The sequence below is a fragment of the Streptomyces sp. GESEQ-4 genome, from assembly GCF_017948455.1.
In the GTDB taxonomy this organism is placed as follows: Bacteria; Actinomycetota; Actinomycetes; order Streptomycetales; family Streptomycetaceae; genus Streptomyces.
This window is the reverse complement of sequence record NZ_JAFFSU010000008.1, coordinates 277,350-292,849: the sequence shown is the minus strand read 5'-3', so window position 1 is coordinate 292,849 and position 15,500 is coordinate 277,350. Positions and strand designations below refer to the sequence as shown.

16 protein-coding genes, 1 tRNA gene and 1 pseudogene are annotated in these 15,500 nt (G+C 71.2%); 4 read left to right on the top strand and 14 right to left on the bottom strand.

Annotation, left to right across the window (positions count from 1 at the left end; all coding sequences use genetic code 11):
* The first annotated feature begins 3 nt into the window (after positions 1–3).
* Together KCH48_RS18535 and KCH48_RS18530 are read left to right on the top strand one after the other, a co-directional pair.
* The gene (locus KCH48_RS18535) at positions 4–357 is read left to right on the top strand and encodes a hypothetical protein (RefSeq protein WP_246885470.1); all 354 of its coding nucleotides are present in this window, start codon (positions 4–6) and stop codon (positions 355–357) included.
* A gap of 106 nt (positions 358–463) precedes the next feature.
* On the top strand, positions 464–1,171 hold the full coding sequence (locus KCH48_RS18530; protein WP_210575431.1) for an SDR family oxidoreductase: 708 nt from the start codon (positions 464–466) through the stop codon (positions 1,169–1,171).
* A gap of 249 nt (positions 1,172–1,420) precedes the next feature.
* Here the strand turns inward: KCH48_RS18530 and KCH48_RS18525 are convergent.
* A tRNA-Pro gene (locus KCH48_RS18525) sits at positions 1,421–1,494 on the bottom strand.
* Between the two features lie 149 nt (positions 1,495–1,643).
* On the opposite strand from KCH48_RS18525, the gene KCH48_RS18520 reads away from it, so the two are divergent.
* Both KCH48_RS18520 and KCH48_RS18515 read left to right on the top strand, forming a co-directional pair.
* Positions 1,644–2,351 (top strand): transketolase, encoded by a 708-nt coding sequence (locus KCH48_RS18520; protein WP_210575430.1) that lies wholly within the window; start codon positions 1,644–1,646, stop codon positions 2,349–2,351.
* A gap of 85 nt (positions 2,352–2,436) precedes the next feature.
* Positions 2,437–3,336, top strand: a complete 900-nt coding sequence (locus KCH48_RS18515) for a transketolase family protein (RefSeq protein ID WP_210575429.1) — start codon at positions 2,437–2,439, stop codon at positions 3,334–3,336.
* A 147-nt stretch (positions 3,337–3,483) separates the two neighbouring features.
* Here KCH48_RS18515 and KCH48_RS18510 read toward each other — a convergent pair whose 3' ends face one another.
* The 13 genes and pseudogenes from KCH48_RS18510 to KCH48_RS18450 all read right to left on the bottom strand — a co-directional run bounded on the left by KCH48_RS18510 (position 3,484) and on the right by KCH48_RS18450 (position 15,491).
* Positions 3,484–3,843 (bottom strand): MmcQ/YjbR family DNA-binding protein, encoded by a 360-nt coding sequence (locus KCH48_RS18510; RefSeq protein WP_210575427.1) that lies wholly within the window; start codon positions 3,841–3,843, stop codon positions 3,484–3,486.
* A 30-nt stretch (positions 3,844–3,873) separates the two neighbouring features.
* Positions 3,874–4,401 (bottom strand): GNAT family N-acetyltransferase, encoded by a 528-nt coding sequence (locus KCH48_RS18505; RefSeq protein ID WP_210575525.1) that lies wholly within the window; start codon positions 4,399–4,401, stop codon positions 3,874–3,876.
* Positions 4,402–4,406: 5 nt separating this feature from the next.
* Positions 4,407–4,985 carry a helix-turn-helix domain-containing protein gene (locus KCH48_RS18500; protein WP_210575425.1) on the bottom strand — a complete coding sequence of 193 codons (579 nt, stop codon included), beginning with the start codon at positions 4,983–4,985 and terminating at the stop codon, positions 4,407–4,409.
* 55 nt (positions 4,986–5,040) lie between these two features.
* On the bottom strand, positions 5,041–5,943 hold the full coding sequence (locus tag KCH48_RS18495) for a LysR family transcriptional regulator (RefSeq protein WP_210575424.1): 903 nt from the start codon (positions 5,941–5,943) through the stop codon (positions 5,041–5,043).
* Entirely contained in the window at positions 5,940–7,142 is a 1,203-nt protein-coding gene (locus KCH48_RS18490; RefSeq protein WP_210575423.1) for a glycine C-acetyltransferase, read from the bottom strand. The genes KCH48_RS18495 and KCH48_RS18490 overlap by 4 nt, the downstream gene beginning before the upstream one ends.
* A gap of 28 nt (positions 7,143–7,170) precedes the next feature.
* Positions 7,171–8,199 carry an L-threonine 3-dehydrogenase gene (tdh, locus tag KCH48_RS18485; RefSeq protein WP_210575422.1) on the bottom strand — a complete coding sequence of 343 codons (1,029 nt, stop codon included), beginning with the start codon at positions 8,197–8,199 and terminating at the stop codon, positions 7,171–7,173.
* Between the two features lie 195 nt (positions 8,200–8,394).
* The gene (locus KCH48_RS18480) at positions 8,395–8,973 is read right to left on the bottom strand and encodes a GAF domain-containing protein (RefSeq protein ID WP_210575421.1); all 579 of its coding nucleotides are present in this window, start codon (positions 8,971–8,973) and stop codon (positions 8,395–8,397) included.
* 59 nt (positions 8,974–9,032) lie between these two features.
* Positions 9,033–9,650, bottom strand: coding sequence for an ATP/GTP-binding protein (locus KCH48_RS18475; protein WP_210575420.1), 618 nt, complete (start codon positions 9,648–9,650; stop codon positions 9,033–9,035).
* Positions 9,628–9,999, bottom strand: coding sequence for a DUF742 domain-containing protein (locus KCH48_RS18470; protein WP_210575524.1), 372 nt, complete (start codon positions 9,997–9,999; stop codon positions 9,628–9,630). The genes KCH48_RS18475 and KCH48_RS18470 overlap by 23 nt, the downstream gene beginning before the upstream one ends.
* 2 nt (positions 10,000–10,001) lie before the next feature.
* Positions 10,002–10,436 carry a roadblock/LC7 domain-containing protein gene (locus tag KCH48_RS18465; protein WP_210575418.1) on the bottom strand — a complete coding sequence of 145 codons (435 nt, stop codon included), beginning with the start codon at positions 10,434–10,436 and terminating at the stop codon, positions 10,002–10,004.
* Between the two features lie 677 nt (positions 10,437–11,113).
* Positions 11,114–12,844: pseudogene (locus KCH48_RS18460) on the bottom strand (ATP-binding protein); the annotation flags it as partial.
* Positions 12,845–13,300: 456 nt separating this feature from the next.
* A complete protein-coding gene (locus KCH48_RS18455; RefSeq protein WP_210575414.1) occupies positions 13,301–14,554 on the bottom strand; it encodes an MBL fold metallo-hydrolase in 1,254 nt (417 codons plus the stop codon).
* Between the two features lie 109 nt (positions 14,555–14,663).
* On the bottom strand, positions 14,664–15,491 hold the full coding sequence (locus KCH48_RS18450) for an MOSC domain-containing protein (RefSeq protein WP_210575412.1): 828 nt from the start codon (positions 15,489–15,491) through the stop codon (positions 14,664–14,666).
* Positions 15,492–15,500: the final 9 nt, after the last annotated feature.

Sequence of the window (15,500 nt, the reverse complement as noted above, 5' to 3'; positions counted from 1 at the left end):
CTGATGACTGCCACCGGATCGACCGCCGACCCAGTGTCCGCTGCCTCCTCCGGCCCGGCCCGCCCACCGACCGCGCGCGGCCTGCTGCACATCACCGAGGAACAGACCGCCGCGCTCGTGGACGAGGAGCTGGCTCTGGAAGCGGCCCAGGCCGCCTTCGCCGCCACGGTGGACGGCACGGTCTTTCCCAGTCTGGCCGTGCACGGATCGGATCCGCGCAACCAGTTCACGCTCAAGCCATCCGCGTCCGCGACGCACGCCGGGGTGAAGATCGGCACCTACTGGCCGGGGAACACGGAGCACGGGCTGCCGCGTCACCACTCCACCCTGCTGCTGTTGGACCAGACGACTCCGTGACGACTTCGGGGCCGCGAAGTCCACGGATTTCCCCTTCGCTGGCAGGTGGCAAAACTTAGCACAGTGGTCTAGACCGGTTGCGTCCGTGATGAGTAATCTGACGTGCATGAACGATCCCGTCTTCCTGATCACCGGAGCCTCCCGAGGCATCGGGGCCGCCACCGCCCGACTGGCAGCCGACTCCGGATACCGCGTGGTCCTCGCCGCGCGAACCCACCACTCCGTGACCGAACTTGCCGCACAGCTGGGCGGCCCCGACAGAGTCCTGCCGGTTGCCTGCGACGTCACCGACTGGGACCAGGTCAGCGGACTCGTCCGCCAGGTCCAGGACACCTGGGGCCGACTGGACGTTGCCTTCGCCAACGCCGGCTCCAGTGTGGTCACGAGCTTCCTCGGCACCCGGGGCGCACCGCCCGACCAGTGGCGGGACATGGTGCTCGCCAACGTCTACGGACCTGCTCTGACGGCACGTGCCGCGCTGCCCGCCCTGGTCGCCTCCGGCGGTCACCTCGTATTCACCGGATCGGCCGCCGGCCGGGGGGTACGACCGGGCAACCTCTACTCCGCCACGAAATGGGCGGTCAACGGCCTCGCCCAGAACATCCGCGCCGAGTGCGTCGGCACCGGCGTCCGCGTCACCCTTGTCCAGCCCGGCCTGGTCGACACCGGCGGCATCCCGTCCGAACGCGCCCACGACCCGAAACTCGAACCCGGCGACATCGCCCGCGCGGTCCTTTATGCCGTAACCCAACCGGCCACCGTCGACGTCAACGAGATCCTCATCCGCCCCGTCGGCCAAGACGCCCACCGCTGAACCGGATTCTCCGACTCGTCCCGTACTTCGCAGATGAGGGTGGATGGATCCAGGTACCAGGGTCTGGTCGGGCGCCCTGCAGGCCGACCAGGCAGAGACCGGGGCGAGGTTGGTCAGCAGCGCGTAGCGGCACCTTCGCCGGCCTCCGAGTAAAGGTGCCGATGAGCGGCATGCTCAGCCCCGACGCCGGAAACGACCCACACGAAAAGGGCCCCCACAGGCTCTCGCCTGCGAAGACCCTTCACACCGTCGGGACGACAGGATTTGAACCTGCGACCCCTTGACCCCCAGTCAAGTGCGCTACCAAGCTGCGCCACGTCCCGGTGCCCGTCTGACCTGGGATTTCCCGTGGCCGAACGCGCATGGAAACAATACCGCACTTGGACAGATGGTCGCGCACTCGTTTATCCGGGGCGCCTCGCACAGGGCCGCATTTGACCTCAAGTTTGGTCGAGGTTGCACGATCGTCGGCATGACGACCACCGAGGAAGACAGGCGTACGTACGGCTACGCGGACCTGCCCCGGCTCATGAGCCTGATGTCGGGCGACGAGAAGCACGGACCTGCGGCGACGTCCACACTGGATGCGCTGTGGGTGCTCTACGACCGGGTGCTGCGGGTGCGCCCGGAGCTGATGGAGGACCCGGAGAGGGACCGGTTCCTGCTGTCCAAGGGGCACGGGCCAATGGCGTACTACGCGGTCCTGGCCGCGAAGGGCTTCGTGCCCGTGGACTGGCTGCCGGGCTTCGGCTCGTACGACTCCCCGCTCGGCCATCACCCCGACCGGGTGCTCGTGCCGGGGGCGGAGATCGGCAGCGGTTCGCTGGGGCACGGGCTGCCGATCGCCGTCGGTACAGCGCTGGGGCTGCGCGCGCAGGGGCTCGACGAGCCGCGGGTCTGGACGCTTGTCGGCGACGCCGAGCTGGACGAGGGCAGCAATCACGAGGCGATCGCCTTCGCCGGACCGGCCGGTCTGGAGCGGCTCCACACCGTCGTCATCGACAACGCGTCCGCCACCTACGCGCGGCCCGGCGGGATCGCCGCCCGTTTCGAGGTCGCGGGTTGGTCGGCGGTCACGGTCGACGGACGCGACCACGAGGCGCTGTACACCGCCTGCACCACCCCGCACCCGGGTCGCCCGCACGTGGTCGTGGCCCGCGTCGAGCCGGCGTACGCCTGAGCGCCACCCGCACACGCCCGCTCCGAACGCACGCCCCCGCCGAACTCACGCCCCACTCCGGACTCAACAGAAGGGCTCGAACTCCATGGACACCATGCGTGACCGTTTCGCTCCCGTCGCCTCGCGGCTGCTCGACGAGGATCCGCGCGTCGCGGTCGTTCTCGCCGTGATCGGCTCGGCCAGTTTCGCGGAGGTGCGGCGCAGGCATCCCGACCGGGTGATCGACGTCGGTATCCGCGAGCAGCTCCTGGTCGGGGCGGGCGCGGGCCTGGCGCTCACCGGGATGCGGCCGATCGTGCACACCTTCGCCAGCTTTCTCGTGGAACGACCCTTCGAGCAGGTGAAGCTGGACCTCGGGCATCAGGACGTCGGTGCGGTGCTGGTGAGCGCCGCCGCGTCCTTCGACTGGCCGGCCGGTGGGTACACGCACATGGCGCCCGGCGATGTGGCGCTCCTCGACACCCTCGACGGGTGGACCGTCCATGTGCCGGGGCATCCCGACGAGGCCGAGACACTGCTGCGGCATGCGGTCGGCGCCGGTGACGACAAGGTGTACGTCCGGCTGTCCGTCCAGTCGAACGCGGCCGGACGCCCGGTCGACGGGGCACGCTTCGTCACCGTCCGCGAGGGCCGCTCCGGTGTCGTCGTCGCCGTGGGGCCGATGCTCGACGCCGTGCTGGACGCCACCGAGGGCCTCGACCTGACCGTCCTGTACGCGACGACCGTACGGCCCTTCGACACGGACTCGCTGCGCCGGGCCACGGAGGCCGCCGGTACCGATGTCGTCCTCGTCGAGCCCTACCTCGCGGGCACGTCGACCGCCGCCGCGAACGACGCGCTCGCCGACGTACCCCACCGTGTCCTGGGCCTGGGCGTCGGCCGCCGTGAGCTGCGGCGCTACGGCAGTCTCGAGGAACATGTCGCCGCGCACGGACTGGACGCCGGGTCGCTGCGGAAGCGGATCACGGGGTTCATGGGCCTCTAAGCGGACTTGGCGAAGTCGGCTGCGGTTCGGCAGCGCCCCAAAGGGGCGCGGGGCTGTGTCGATATGCGGCTCCGCCGCGCGGGCGCGACCAGCCACGACGGACCCGCAGACGACTGACGACAGAGCGCCGCACTTCCCGCAGAGCACTTAGTCCACCGCCGGCGGCCCCAACTCCGGGTAAGCCTCAAGCAGTCGGGTCGGCGCAGCCTGGCGCCAGGAGTCGGCGAGGATGTCCCGCAACTCCCCCTCGTCCTCCAGCGCGGCGAGCCGGACCCGGACCCAGGCGAACATCGCCTCGTGCTCGGCGATCCAGAACTTCTCCGGCTCGGCCAGGACCAGTTCGTCGCGCTCCTCCTTGGGGCAGCGCACGGCGATGGAGGTCTCCTCCTCGGGCAGCGTGGCGAACATCTTCCCCGCGACCCGGAACGTGGGCATGCTCCAGGCGATCTTCTCCGTCGTGTCCGGCAAGGACAGGGAGATCCGTCGTACGTCTTCGGCATCCGGCATGGAACGCACGGTAGCGGCTCCCACTGACATTCAGCAGGTGAGAGTGCCCGCTCCGACCTGCTTGAAGTAGATGGTCGTCGGCCGCAGCACCCCGGCCGGGCTCGCCGCGTAGTCGGGTATCGCGCCGAGCCGGGTCCAGCCGGCCGAGCGGTAGAGGCGTTCGGCGAGGCTGTCTGTCTCGGTGTCGAGGTGGAGGAGGGTGATGCCCGCTTCGGCTGCCGCCCTTTCCGCGGTGCCCAGGAGCGTACGGCCCAGGCCCTGCCCCCGCGCGTCCCGGTGCACCATCAGCTTGACCAGTTCGGCGCGGTGACGGCTGTTGGGCTTGTCGGGGAAGGCCAGGCTGACGGTGCCGACCACCCGGCCGCCCTCCTCACGCGCGACCCACACCGCGAGTCGCCCGGCGGCGACGTTGGCGGCCCACTCCGTCCACCACGCCACGGCCGCCGCGCGGTCGAGCGGCGCGAGGAAGCCGATGGAGGCGCCTGAGTGCACGGTGTCGGTGAGCAGGTCGGCCAACTCCTCGATCGCCGCGAGCAGTTGATCCGCGTCCCAGCGCATGACGGTCACGGCAGCACCACCGCCAGCACATACCGGACCTCCTCGGCGTCGGCGCACCGGAACCGCGTCGGCCCCCACACCCGCAGCCGCAGGCAGTCACCCGTATCGAGCCGGTGCTCCACGTCCTGCGCGGTCACCTCCAAGGCCCCCTCCAGCACCCAGATGTGCTGCTCCAGTCCCGGCACGGGCGGCCGGTCGTACGCGATGTCGGCGCCCGCGGCGAGCCGCCCCTCGACGAGTTCGCCGCGCAGCCCGGCGTGCGGCGGGGACACGGAACGCCGTACGAAGCCGGAGGACCGGTCCTCCCACACCTGCTGCTCGGCCGCCCGCACCAGCAGCGCGGGCTCCTGCTCGACCTCGCTGAGCAGCTGGGACATGGTCCGCCCGTAGACGGCGCAGAGGCGGTTGAGGAGGGATGCGGTGGGGCTGATCTCGGCGCGCTCGGCGCGCGACAGCGTCGACCGGCTCACTCCGCTGCGCTCCGCCAACTCCCCTAGGGACCAGCCCCGTTCGGACCGCAGCTCGGCGAGGCGGGCACCGAGGCGGACGTCCACGGGGTCGGGCGCGGCTTCGACCTGTTTCATATTCGGGATGCTATCCCATATATGAGAAGCCCATACATGAGAACCCGGTGGGCCCTCAGCCCTGGGCCACCGCTCCCAACGCGTCCAGCACCGGACGGATCAGCGGATGCTCCTCCGCTCCCCGCCGTACGGCCGCGAAGACCCGGCGGGTGGGCGCGACCCCGTCGACCGGGCGGACCACCACGCCCGTGAGGTCCATGCCGTGCAGTGCGGAACGGGGTACGAGCGCCACGCCCGCGTCGGCCGAGGCGAGGGCGACGACGGCGCGGAAGTCGTCCGAGGAGTGCTCCAGGCGGGGCTGGAATCCCGCGCTCTCGCAGGCGAGGACAACGACGTCGTGGCATGGGTTGCCGGGGTACGGGCCGATCCACGGGTCCTTCGCCAGCTCCGCCAGCGGCACCTCCTCGGCGTCCGCCAGCCGGTGGCTGACCGGGACCACCGCGTCGAACGGCTCGGCGTACAGCGGCACATGGGCCAGCCGCGGGTCGTCGGCGGGCGGCGCTCCGCGGTACTCGACGGCGACCGCGACATCGACCTGCCGGTCCAGCACCATCGGCAGGCTGGCGTCGCCCTCGGCGTCCTGCACGCGGATGCGGATGCCGGGCGCCGTCATGGCGAGGCGGGCCACCGCGGGCGCGACGACCAGGACGATGCCGGTCGCGAAGGAGGCGACGGTCACCGTGCCGGCGGCTCCCGAGCTGTACGCGGCCAGTTCCGCCTCGGCGCGCTCCAGCTGGGCGAGGACCACGTTGGTGTGGCTGAGCAGGATCTCGCCGGCCGGAGTGAGCCGTACGCCCTTCGCGCCGCGCTCCACCAGCCGGTGGCCCGTCTCCTGCTCCAGCGCCGTCAGCTGCTGGGAGACGGCGGAGGGGGTGAGATAGAGCGCGGCGGCAGCCGCCGTCACCGTGCGGTGGTCGGCCACCGCACGGAGGATGTGGAGCCGCCGCGCCTCGATCATGCGTCCGATTCTCCCAGGTCCGCGCGCGCCGCGACGAAGGCGTCGACCGCACGGTTCACATCCGCCGTCGAGTGCGCGGCGGACAGCTGGACACGGATACGGGCCTGCCCCTGCGGTACGACCGGGTAGGAGAAGCCGATCACATACACCCCGCGCTCCAGCAGCAGCTCCGCCAGCCGCCCGGCGACGGAGGCGTCACCGATCATGACGGGGGCGATCGCATGGTCGCCGGTGAGGATGTCGAAGCCCTCCTCGGTCATCCGGCGGCGGAACAGCGCGGTGTTCTCGGTGAGCCGGACCCGGAGGTCGTCCGCTGCCTCCAGCAGGTCGAGCACCTTCAGTGAGGCCGCCGCGATCACCGGGGCAAGCGTGTTCGAGAAGAGGTACGGCCGTGAGCGCTGCCGCAGCAGGGCGACGATCTCGGCGCGTGCGGCGACGTAGCCGCCGGAGGCGCCGCCGAGCGCCTTGCCGAGGGTGCCGGTGATGATGTCGACGCGGTCCATGACGCCGTGCAGCTCGGGAGTGCCTCGGCCGGTCGGGCCGACGAAGCCGACGGCGTGCGAGTCGTCGACCATGACCATCGCGTCGTAGCGGTCGGCCAGGTCGCAGATCTCGCGCAGCGGGGCCACATAGCCGTCCATGGAGAAGACGCCGTCGGTGACGATCAGCCTGCGCCGGGCGGACTGCGCCTCCTTCAACTGGCGTTCCAGGTCGGCCAGATCGCGGTTGGCGTAGCGGAAGCGGCGGGCCTTGGACAGGCGGATGCCGTCGATGATCGAGGCATGGTTGAGGGCGTCGGAGATCACCGCGTCCTCCGCGCCGAGCAGCGTCTCGAACACGCCGCCGTTGGCGTCGAAGCAGGAGGAGTACAGGATCGTGTCCTCCTGGCCGAGGAACGCCGACAGCCGTGCCTCCAGCTCCTTGTGCACCTCCTGCGTGCCGCAGATGAAGCGCACGGAGGCCATGCCGTAGCCCCAGCGGTCCAGAGCCGCGTGAGCGGCGGCCACGACCTCCGGGTGGTCGGCGAGGCCGAGGTAGTTGTTGGCGCAGAAGTTGAGCACCTCCCCGGGGCGGCCGCCCGCGCTGACGTGCACGGTCGCCGACTGCGGGGTGCCGATCACCCGCTCGGGCTTGTGCAGCCCGGCGGCACGGATCTCGTCGAGGGTGGCGCGGAGGTCGTCGCGCACGGAGTCGAACATGGCTGAAGCTCCTGAAGCTGTAAGGGAGTTACGAGGTCCAGTCGAGGATGACCTTGCCGCCGCGGCCGCTCGCCGCATCGGCGAACGCCGCCTCGAAGTCGCGGTAGCCGTAGCGGCCGGTGATGACGGGCGCGAGGTCGAGGCCGCCTTCCAGCAGCACCGACATCGCGTACCAGGTCTCGAACATCTCGCGGCCGTAGATGCCCTTGACGGTGATCATCGAGGTGACGATCCGGGCCCAGTCGACCGGGAACTCCTGGGACGGCAGGCCGAGCATCGCGATCCGCCCGCCGTGCGTCATGTTCGCGATCATGCCGCGCATCGCCTCGGGACGACCGGACATCTCCAGGCCGATGTCGAAGCCCTCGCGCAGCCCGAGTCGGCGCTGGCCGTCGGCGATCGTCGTGTCGGAGACATCGAGCGCGAGGCTGACTCCGATCTTGCGGGCCAGTTCGAGGCGTTCCTCGCTGACGTCCGTGATCATGACGTTCCGCGCGCCGGCGTGCCGGGCCACCGCCGCGGCCATCAGACCGATCGGGCCGGCGCCCGTGATCAGGACGTCCTCGCCGACCAACGGGAAGGACAGGGCGGTGTGCACGGCGTTGCCGAACGGGTCGAAGATCGCGGCGACATCGAGGTCCACGGGCACACGGTGCACCCATACATTGGCGGCGGGCAGCGCCACGTACTCGGCGAACGCCCCGTTCCGTCCGACGCCGAGACCGATCGTGGCCCGGCACAGATGCCGCCGCCCGGCCAGGCAGTTGCGGCACTTCCCGCACACCAGGTGGCCCTCGCCGCTGACCCGGTCGCCTGCCGCGATGTCGGTGACGTCCCGGCCGGTCTCGACGACCTCGCCGACGAACTCGTGCCCGACGACCAGCGGGGTGCGGATCGCCTGCCGCGCCCAGCCGTCCCAGGACCGGATGTGCAGGTCGGTGCCGCAGATGCCGGTGCGCAGCACCTTGATCAGTACGTCGCCCGGTCCCACGGCGGGCTCGGGGACTTCCGCGAGCCACAGCCCGGGCTCCGCCTTTTCCTTGACCAGCGCCTTCAACGCTACGGCTCCTGACGGTGCGACCCCGGGTCCGGGCATGCCGAAGGCGCCCGCATCCGGGGAGAGGGGTGGAATCGCCCAGCAATCTGCCGTACGACACCGTCCCCGGTCCATCGAGGATTTCTTAAGCCGCGCCCCAGCTCCGCTTCACACCCGCGCGGCGACCAGGCGGGACACCTGGCGTCAGAGCACCCGTCAGAGCACCGGAAGCCCGTCGGCCTCCCGCCGCTCGAGCCGGGCGACGAGACCCGCCGCCGCCGACTTGATGGTCTCCAGGCCGGGTCTCCCCCAGGGCCGCGGTGCCACGTCGATGACGCAGATGGTGCCTAGCACCATGCCCGTGCGGTCGATGAGCGGTGCGCCGAGATAGGAGCGGATGCCGAACTCGTCGACGACGGGGTTGCCGGCGAACCGCGGATAGTCGCAGACGTCCTCCAGGACGAGCGCCTTGCGGCGGACCACCACATGGGGGCAGAACCCATGGTCGCGCGGGAGGGAGCGGCCGAACTCCACAGTGGTGCCGTCGCCCTTCACGAACGGATCGATGGCGGGAAGATGCAGGCCCGCGAAGAACTGCCGGTTCTCGTCGATGAAGTTGACCATGGCGTACGGCGCCGCGGTCAGCTCGGCGAGACCGTCCGCGAACGCGTCGAGGGCAGGCTCCGTCCGCTCCCCCAGGCCCAGCCGACGCAGCCGGTCAGCCCGGGCGGGGGCCTCCTTGTCCTCGGGCGTGAGCAGCAGACGACCGGCCGGGCGCGGCGGGTCGTAGCTCATCGGCGCACTCCGTCGCTGTGGGGATGGCTCATAGGCGGGCTCCGTGGGGTGTGCGGGGATCACATGTGGGCGCCATGGCTCGGCGCGGGGGCCGGGGCGTGGGCGATGAGGTGGCGTACGAGGGTCAGCAGGGTCTGGACGCCGGAGCTGGAGATCCGGGCGTCGCAGCGCACGACGGGGATCTCCGGGTCGAGGTCGATGGCCGCGCGTACCTCCTGGGGGTCGTAGCGGTGGGAGCCGTCGAACTCGTTGATCGCGACGATGAAGCCCATGCCGCGCTGCTCGAAGAAGTCGACGGCGGCGAAGCAGTCCTCCAGTCGGCGGGTGTCGGCGAGGATGATCGCTCCGAGGGCGCCCTCGGAGAGCTCGTCCCACATGAACCAGAACCGCTCCTGTCCCGGTGTGCCGAACAGGTACAACACATGTTCCGGGTCGAGGGTGATGCGGCCGAAGTCCATGGCCACCGTCGTCTCGACCTTGTTCTCGATCCCTTCGAGGTTGTCGGTCGCGGCGCTGACCGTGGTGAGCAACTCCTCCGTGCTGAGCGGCGCGATCTCGCTGACGGCGCCGACGAAGGTCGTCTTGCCGACCCCGAACCCTCCCGCCACCAGGATCTTGAGCGCGGTGGGGAAGGCGTCGGCGCCCTCGTCGTAGTCAGAGCTGTCGTCGTAGTCCATCGAGCACTGCCTCCAGAAGGGCCCGGTCAGTGGGGTTGTGGTGGAACTCGGGTGGCTTGGTGGTCAGGGCCCCGCAGTCGACGAGGTCGGACAGCAGCACCTTGGTGACCACCGCCGGCAGCTTCAGATGGGCGGCGACCTCGGCGACCGAAACGGGCGCGCGGCACAGGTCGAGGGCCTGCGCGTGCTCGGGGCCGAGGTAGCCGAGGGGGGTGGCCCCGGTGGCCCTCACCTGCGACAGGAGGTCGAGCGCGACAGTGGGCCGGGTGCGGCCGTTGCTGACCGTGAAGGGGCGCACCAGCCGACCGGCCGCGTCGTCGAGCCAGGGCCCGTCGCCGGCCGCCGCCACGGTCAAGGCCTCAACGCCGTGGATTCGACGGCGTGCTGACGGGGCGCGGTCATCAGGTAAGGGCGGACGCTCTTGACCAGCATCGCCATCTCGTAACCGAGCACCGCCGCGTCGGCCTCACGGCCGGCCAGCACGGCGAGGCACGTGCCGGATCCGGCGGTGGTCACGAACAGCAGGGTCGAGTCGAGTTCGACGACGACCTGGCGCACGTCTCCGCCGTCGCCGAAGCGGACGCCTGCGCTGCGGCCGAGGGAGTAGAGGCCGGAGGCCAGGGCGGCCATGTGGTCGGCGCTGTCCGGGTCGAGGCCGTGGACCGACTTCACAAGCCCGTCACAGGACAGGAGTACCGCGCTGCTGGTGTGCGGTACGCGCTGCACGAGGCCGCTCATCAGCCAGTCGAGATCGGATACCTGGCCGGTCGGCGCTTCGCTCGCCATGGTGGATCGACTCCTTGAGGTACGAAGGTCTGCGGGAGCGCTGGGGGTTGGGGTGGGGGTGGGGGTGGCGTTGGGCAGGGGGGTGTCTGCGGTGGTGGTCATCCGGCTGGTGCGCTCCCGTCGTGCCGGGTGGTGGTGTGCTGGTCCGAGCGGGGCGGCACGCGGCGCGCTTCCGTTGTGTGGGGCGGATCCATGGGCGGTACGTCCATGGAGTGGGCCCTGGTCATGGGTTCGGCATCTGCGTGGGACGCATCGGGTCGGGCCGACGCGAGGCGCGTCGGCTCGGTGCGTACCGGTTCCATGTGTGCCGACTCCATGTGGCCGGACACCGTGTGTGGCCCGGTATCCCTGTGTCCGAACACCGTGCCCGGAGTCTCCAGGGACGTGGCGTCCGTGCGCCGGGACTCCCTGTGTGGTGAGTCCATGTGCGGCGAGTCCATGTAGAGGGAGGCGCTGCTGTTCGGGACGTCTCTGTGGTCCGAGTCCGTGTGCGCCGGCTCCATGCGGCCCGAGTCCGTGTAGCGCGACTGCACGTGGCCCGACTCCATGCGGGCCGACTCCAAGTGGCCCGACTCGACGTGGCCCGAACCCACGTCGCGCAACTCCATGTGGCCCGGCTCCATGCGGCCCGAATCCATGTCGCGCGACTCCATGTGGCCCGACTCCATGTAGCCCGGCTCCCTGTGCTGCTGTGCCTCCGCGAGCCCGATGCCGCGTTGGAAGGCCGCCATGAGGCCGGGGTCGTGGCCGACGAGGTGGTCCGTGTCCTGCTGGCGTGGGGCCGGTCCGTCGCGGAGTTGGGGGGCGATGTGTTCCTGGGCCCGGCGCCGGGGCAGTTGGGGCTTGCCCATGGTGCCGCGGACGGTGCCGGTGCGCGGCAGGGGCGGTGCGGCCGTGTTTTCGGCGACGAGCGGACGGTCCTCGGGCCGGATGCCCGGCAGTGCCTCGGCCGGAGTGGGCCGCTCCTCGTGGACACGCACGGGCAACGGCATCGGCGGGCCGCCGTCCGGCATCGGGGCGGCGGCCCGAGGAGCCTGCCGGGGCGGCACGACGGTCGGCGCCGAGGGCACGATCCGCTGCTGCCCCGCGTCGCGTGCCGGTGCCGGTGCCGACACCGGCCGCGGATGCTGCTGTGCCGGAACGGCCGCTCCCCCACCACCACCGGTTTCCTGCGACGGCCGTACGACTCCCGGCGCGCCCGGATGCGTACCCAACAACCCCTGCGGCACGACGAGTACGGCCTGGACACCGCCGTAAATGTTGTTCTGCAGGCGGACGTTGATGCCGTGCCGCCGGGCGAGCTGGGAGACGACGAACAGCCCGATGCGGCCGTCGGCGAGCAGGCTGGCCACATTGACCTGGTCGGGGTCGGCGAGCAGGGCGTTCATCTTGCTCTGCTCACCGACGGGCATGCCGAGTCCGCGGTCCTCGACCTCGACCGCGAGCCCGGAGGTGACCAGGTTGGCGCGCAGCAGGACTTGGGTGTGCGGGGCGGAGAACACCGTGGCGTTCTCCACGAGTTCGGCGAGCAGATGGATCACGTCGGCGACGGCGTGCCCGCGCAGGGTGCCGTCGATCGGCGGCACGAGCTTGACGCGCGAGTACTGCTCGACCTCGGCGATGGCCGAGCGCAGCACCTCGGTCATGGAGACCGGGTTGCTCCACTGCCTGCGCGACACGGCGCCGCCGAGTACGGCGAGGTTCTCCGCGTGGCGCCGGATGCGGGTGGCGAGGTGGTCTACGTGAAAGAGGCCCTTGAGCAGGTCGGGATCCTCGATCTCGTTCTCCAGCTCGTCGAGGATGGAGATCTCGCGGTGCACCAGCGACTGGAGGCGCCGGGCGAGGTTCAGGAAGACCTCCAGCTTCTGCTCGCTGCCCGCCTGACTGGACAGCTGTGCGGCCTGGACGACGGCGGTGACGGCGGCGTCGTGTGCGTGGGCCAGGTCGGCGGCGAGCAGTTCGAAGTCGTCGGCGTCATCGGGGGGTCCGCTGCGCGGCTTGCGCTGGGGCGGTCCTTCGCCGCGCCGCAGCGCTTCGACGAGGGCCTTCAGATCGGCCTCGCCGCGCGCGCTGCTCCGCCGCAGCGCGCCGACCCGGTCGCTCACGGACTTGGCGGCACGGTCGGCGGCCACGGCGGCGATGGCGATCCCGACGCAGGTCACCGAGACCGCGCCGGCGAGCACGCCCCACAGGGTGAGGCTGGGCTGCGCCCCGGTGGAGCGCACGGTGAACAGCACAGCGGCGCTGGCGCTGAGGGCGACCGCGACCGGCGGGAGCACGGCGAGACGCAGGAGTTGAGGCCGTATCTGCGTCTCGGGCAGCGCCGGTACGGGGCGGGCGGGCGGCCGCCCGTGCCTGCCGCCCTCGCGGCGGTCTGCGCGTGCTGCCGGTGCGCGGAGCTGAGACATCGGTGTCCTTGTGCTGGTCCGTCGGGCCTGGTTGCCAGGGGGTTTCGCGTGGCCGCCACCGGTTTCGCGGGCCCTGCCGGTCACGTCAGGGGTGACCCCATGGCGTCGACTCCCTCCGCCGCCTCGCAGCTCCACCTGCCAGACCCCGCTCCCTGATCCGTCCACGGCATCGCGATGCCGGTCGAGAGAACCGATGACTTCGGCCCTGCGTCGCCCAGCGGACACTCACAGTAGTCGCCTGTGCATCAGGTGCGGTGGGCAGTTGACAAACTCCCACGGGCAGCGTCCCGCTCTGGTATGAGGCTTCGTACGACAGACCGATTAACGCCTCAGGTCCCGGATCGGAAACGAGAAGACAGCGATCACAGCTGGTCAGAAGCGGTCATGAACAGACGGCCAGGGCCGGGGGCGCATCGCTCCCCCGGCCCTGGCCGTCCACCGTTTCCCTCCCTGCGATCAGCCCGCCGGTACGGCCGCGGCCTCGCCGCTGCCCTCGGCAGCACTGCCCGGAACGTCACCGGCCGTATCCGCCGGGCCTTCGGTCGCGGTCTTCGTCGATGCGCCGGTGGGAACGTCTGCGTCCGGCCATCCGCCGGCCGGGGCCGCGGCCACCGCACGCCACCAGGGCTCGGACGGCACGGTCTCGGCCGTGGGCTCGAAGGGCTCGCCGGGACGCGGCAGGGCCACGCGGGCGCCCTCCGCACGGGCGGCGGCGACGGTGCCCTCGCCGGGTTCCGCCCACGGGTGCATCGCCAGATTGAAGGTGGCCCAGTGGATCGGCATCATCACCCCGGCGGGTGACCCGCCCTGGAGGTCCAGATGGGCCCGCATGCCCTCTTCGGGGGTCATGTGGATGTCGGGCCAGTACTCGGAGTAGGCCCCGATCTGGATCATCGTGGCGTCGAAGGGGCCGTAGTCGGCGCCGATGTCCTTGAAGCCCTCGAAGTAGCCGGTGTCTCCGCTGTGGTAGATGCGGTGGTTCTCGCCCGCGACCGACCAGGAGGCCCAGAGGGTGTGCTGGGTGTTGCGCAGTCCGCGGCCGCAGAAGTGGCGGGCCGGGGTGGCGGTCAGGGTGAGGCCGCCGACCTTGGTCTCCTCGTGCCAGTCCAGCTCGCGCAGCCGGTCCGCGGAGACACCCCAGTGTTCGAGGTGGGCGCCGACACCGAGCGGCACGGCGAACAGGGTGTCCGTGCCCGCCAGCGTCTTGATCGAGGGCATGTCCAGGTGGTCGTAGTGGTCGTGCGAGATGACGACGACGTCGACCGGGCCGAGCGCGGCCAGCGGCATGGGTACCGGGTGCAGTCGCTTGGGGCCGGCGAAGGCGAACGGGGAGCAGCGGTCGCCCCAGACGGGGTCGAACAGCACGCGCCGACCGTCTATCTCCGCGAGCACGCTGGAGTGCCCCATCCAGGTCAGCCGCAGTCCGGTGGCGGGCGGCCGGGAGATGTCGGCGAGGGTGGTGGCGTGCACCGGAACGGTGCCCTGTGGGGCGCGGCGGGGGCGGGTGTCCTTGTCGAAGAAACCCTTCGCGAGCTCCACGGACGAGCCGGAGGGCCGGGTCCGAGCCTCGCCGCCGGGATTCAGGAAGACCCCGTCCTTGAAGTGAGGCGATCTGCGGATACGGGCCAGACGCTCACCACTGGGGTCCGCGCCGAAGGCCGCGGGCTGCAGTGCGCGGAGCCCGGAGCTCAGGGAACGGAATCCGGTCACGGTACCTCCAGGGGGAATCGCTGAGGCTTCCATTATGGGTCGCCCCTCTGACACTCCCGGGTCGCCCCGGTCACAGGGGGATGTCCCATCCGTCTCCGCCCGCGCGGAACTAGAGCTCCGAGTCGCCCCAGACCTGCACGTCCACCTCGTCCCCGACCGTCACCTTGCCGGGTCGCAGGACCGCGAACTTCGCGCCGAACGCGACTCCGCCCTCGGCCGCCCGACGGTAGCCGGCGAGTGTGCGCAGCGGTTCCGGGCCGTCCCTGGTCCCGGTCTCCTGGTCGACCAGGGTGACGGCGCAGCGGATGGCGAGCTTCGCGTAGCCCAGTTCGGCGTCGCCGAGGGTGATGCGGTGGGCGCGGTCCTCGGTGTGCGGTTCGTCCCAGCCGCCGACGACGACGTTCGGGCGGAAGCGGTCCATCGGCAGCGGGCTGCCGCCGCGCTCCGCCACCTTGGCGTTGAGGAGGTCCAGGGTGGAGCGGGAGAGCATGTGCAGTGCGCAGCTGTCGGCGTAGCCGGAGGTGCCCGGTGTCCGGCCGTCGGTCACCCGGTCGTGCTCGGGCGGCACGCGCACGAGTCTGCTGGGGGCCTGGAGCACGTCCGACAGCCAGGCGGCGGCCGTGTCCCCCTGGTCGATGCCCTGGTACGGATTCCCGAACAGGTCGACCGGCCGCCGAGCCCCGGACGCGTCCACGTCGACCTGCACGGCCTCGTACCCCGGCGCCCGCAGCACCAGCAGCTCCCCGCCCGCGCCGACCTCCGGCCGGATGAGCGCGAGCCGCGGATCCCGCCGCTGCGTCCGGAACACTCCCGCCTCGCTGACGACCATGAAGCCGCGGTCGTGGGCGAGACCGGCGGGCGTCACGAGCGCCTCGCCCGGCGAGGTCCCGGCGCACCCCTTGATGGGGTAGTAGGTCAGTTCGACGACATGAGCCATACCTTCGTC

Coding starts and splice junctions, on each gene's coding strand:
- KCH48_RS18535 (WP_246885470.1), top strand. CDS start 4: ATGACTGCCACCGGATCGACCGCCGACCCAGTGTCCGCTGCCTCCTCC.
- KCH48_RS18465 (WP_210575418.1), bottom strand. CDS start 10,436: ATGGCGAGCGAAGCGCCGACCGGCCAGGTATCCGATCTCGACTGGCTG.
- KCH48_RS18495 (WP_210575424.1), bottom strand. CDS start 5,943: ATGATCGAGGCGCGGCGGCTCCACATCCTCCGTGCGGTGGCCGACCAC.
- KCH48_RS18520 (WP_210575430.1), top strand. CDS start 1,644: ATGACGACCACCGAGGAAGACAGGCGTACGTACGGCTACGCGGACCTG.
- KCH48_RS18505 (WP_210575525.1), bottom strand. CDS start 4,401: ATGCGCTGGGACGCGGATCAACTGCTCGCGGCGATCGAGGAGTTGGCC.
- KCH48_RS18515 (WP_210575429.1), top strand. CDS start 2,437: ATGGACACCATGCGTGACCGTTTCGCTCCCGTCGCCTCGCGGCTGCTC.
- KCH48_RS18510 (WP_210575427.1), bottom strand. CDS start 3,843: ATGCCGGATGCCGAAGACGTACGACGGATCTCCCTGTCCTTGCCGGAC.
- KCH48_RS18490 (WP_210575423.1), bottom strand. CDS start 7,142: ATGTTCGACTCCGTGCGCGACGACCTCCGCGCCACCCTCGACGAGATC.
- KCH48_RS18500 (WP_210575425.1), bottom strand. CDS start 4,985: ATGAAACAGGTCGAAGCCGCGCCCGACCCCGTGGACGTCCGCCTCGGT.
- KCH48_RS18530 (WP_210575431.1), top strand. CDS start 464: ATGAACGATCCCGTCTTCCTGATCACCGGAGCCTCCCGAGGCATCGGG.
- KCH48_RS18480 (WP_210575421.1), bottom strand. CDS start 8,973: ATGAGCTACGACCCGCCGCGCCCGGCCGGTCGTCTGCTGCTCACGCCC.
- KCH48_RS18450 (WP_210575412.1), bottom strand. CDS start 15,491: ATGGCTCATGTCGTCGAACTGACCTACTACCCCATCAAGGGGTGCGCC.
- KCH48_RS18475 (WP_210575420.1), bottom strand. CDS start 9,650: ATGGACTACGACGACAGCTCTGACTACGACGAGGGCGCCGACGCCTTC.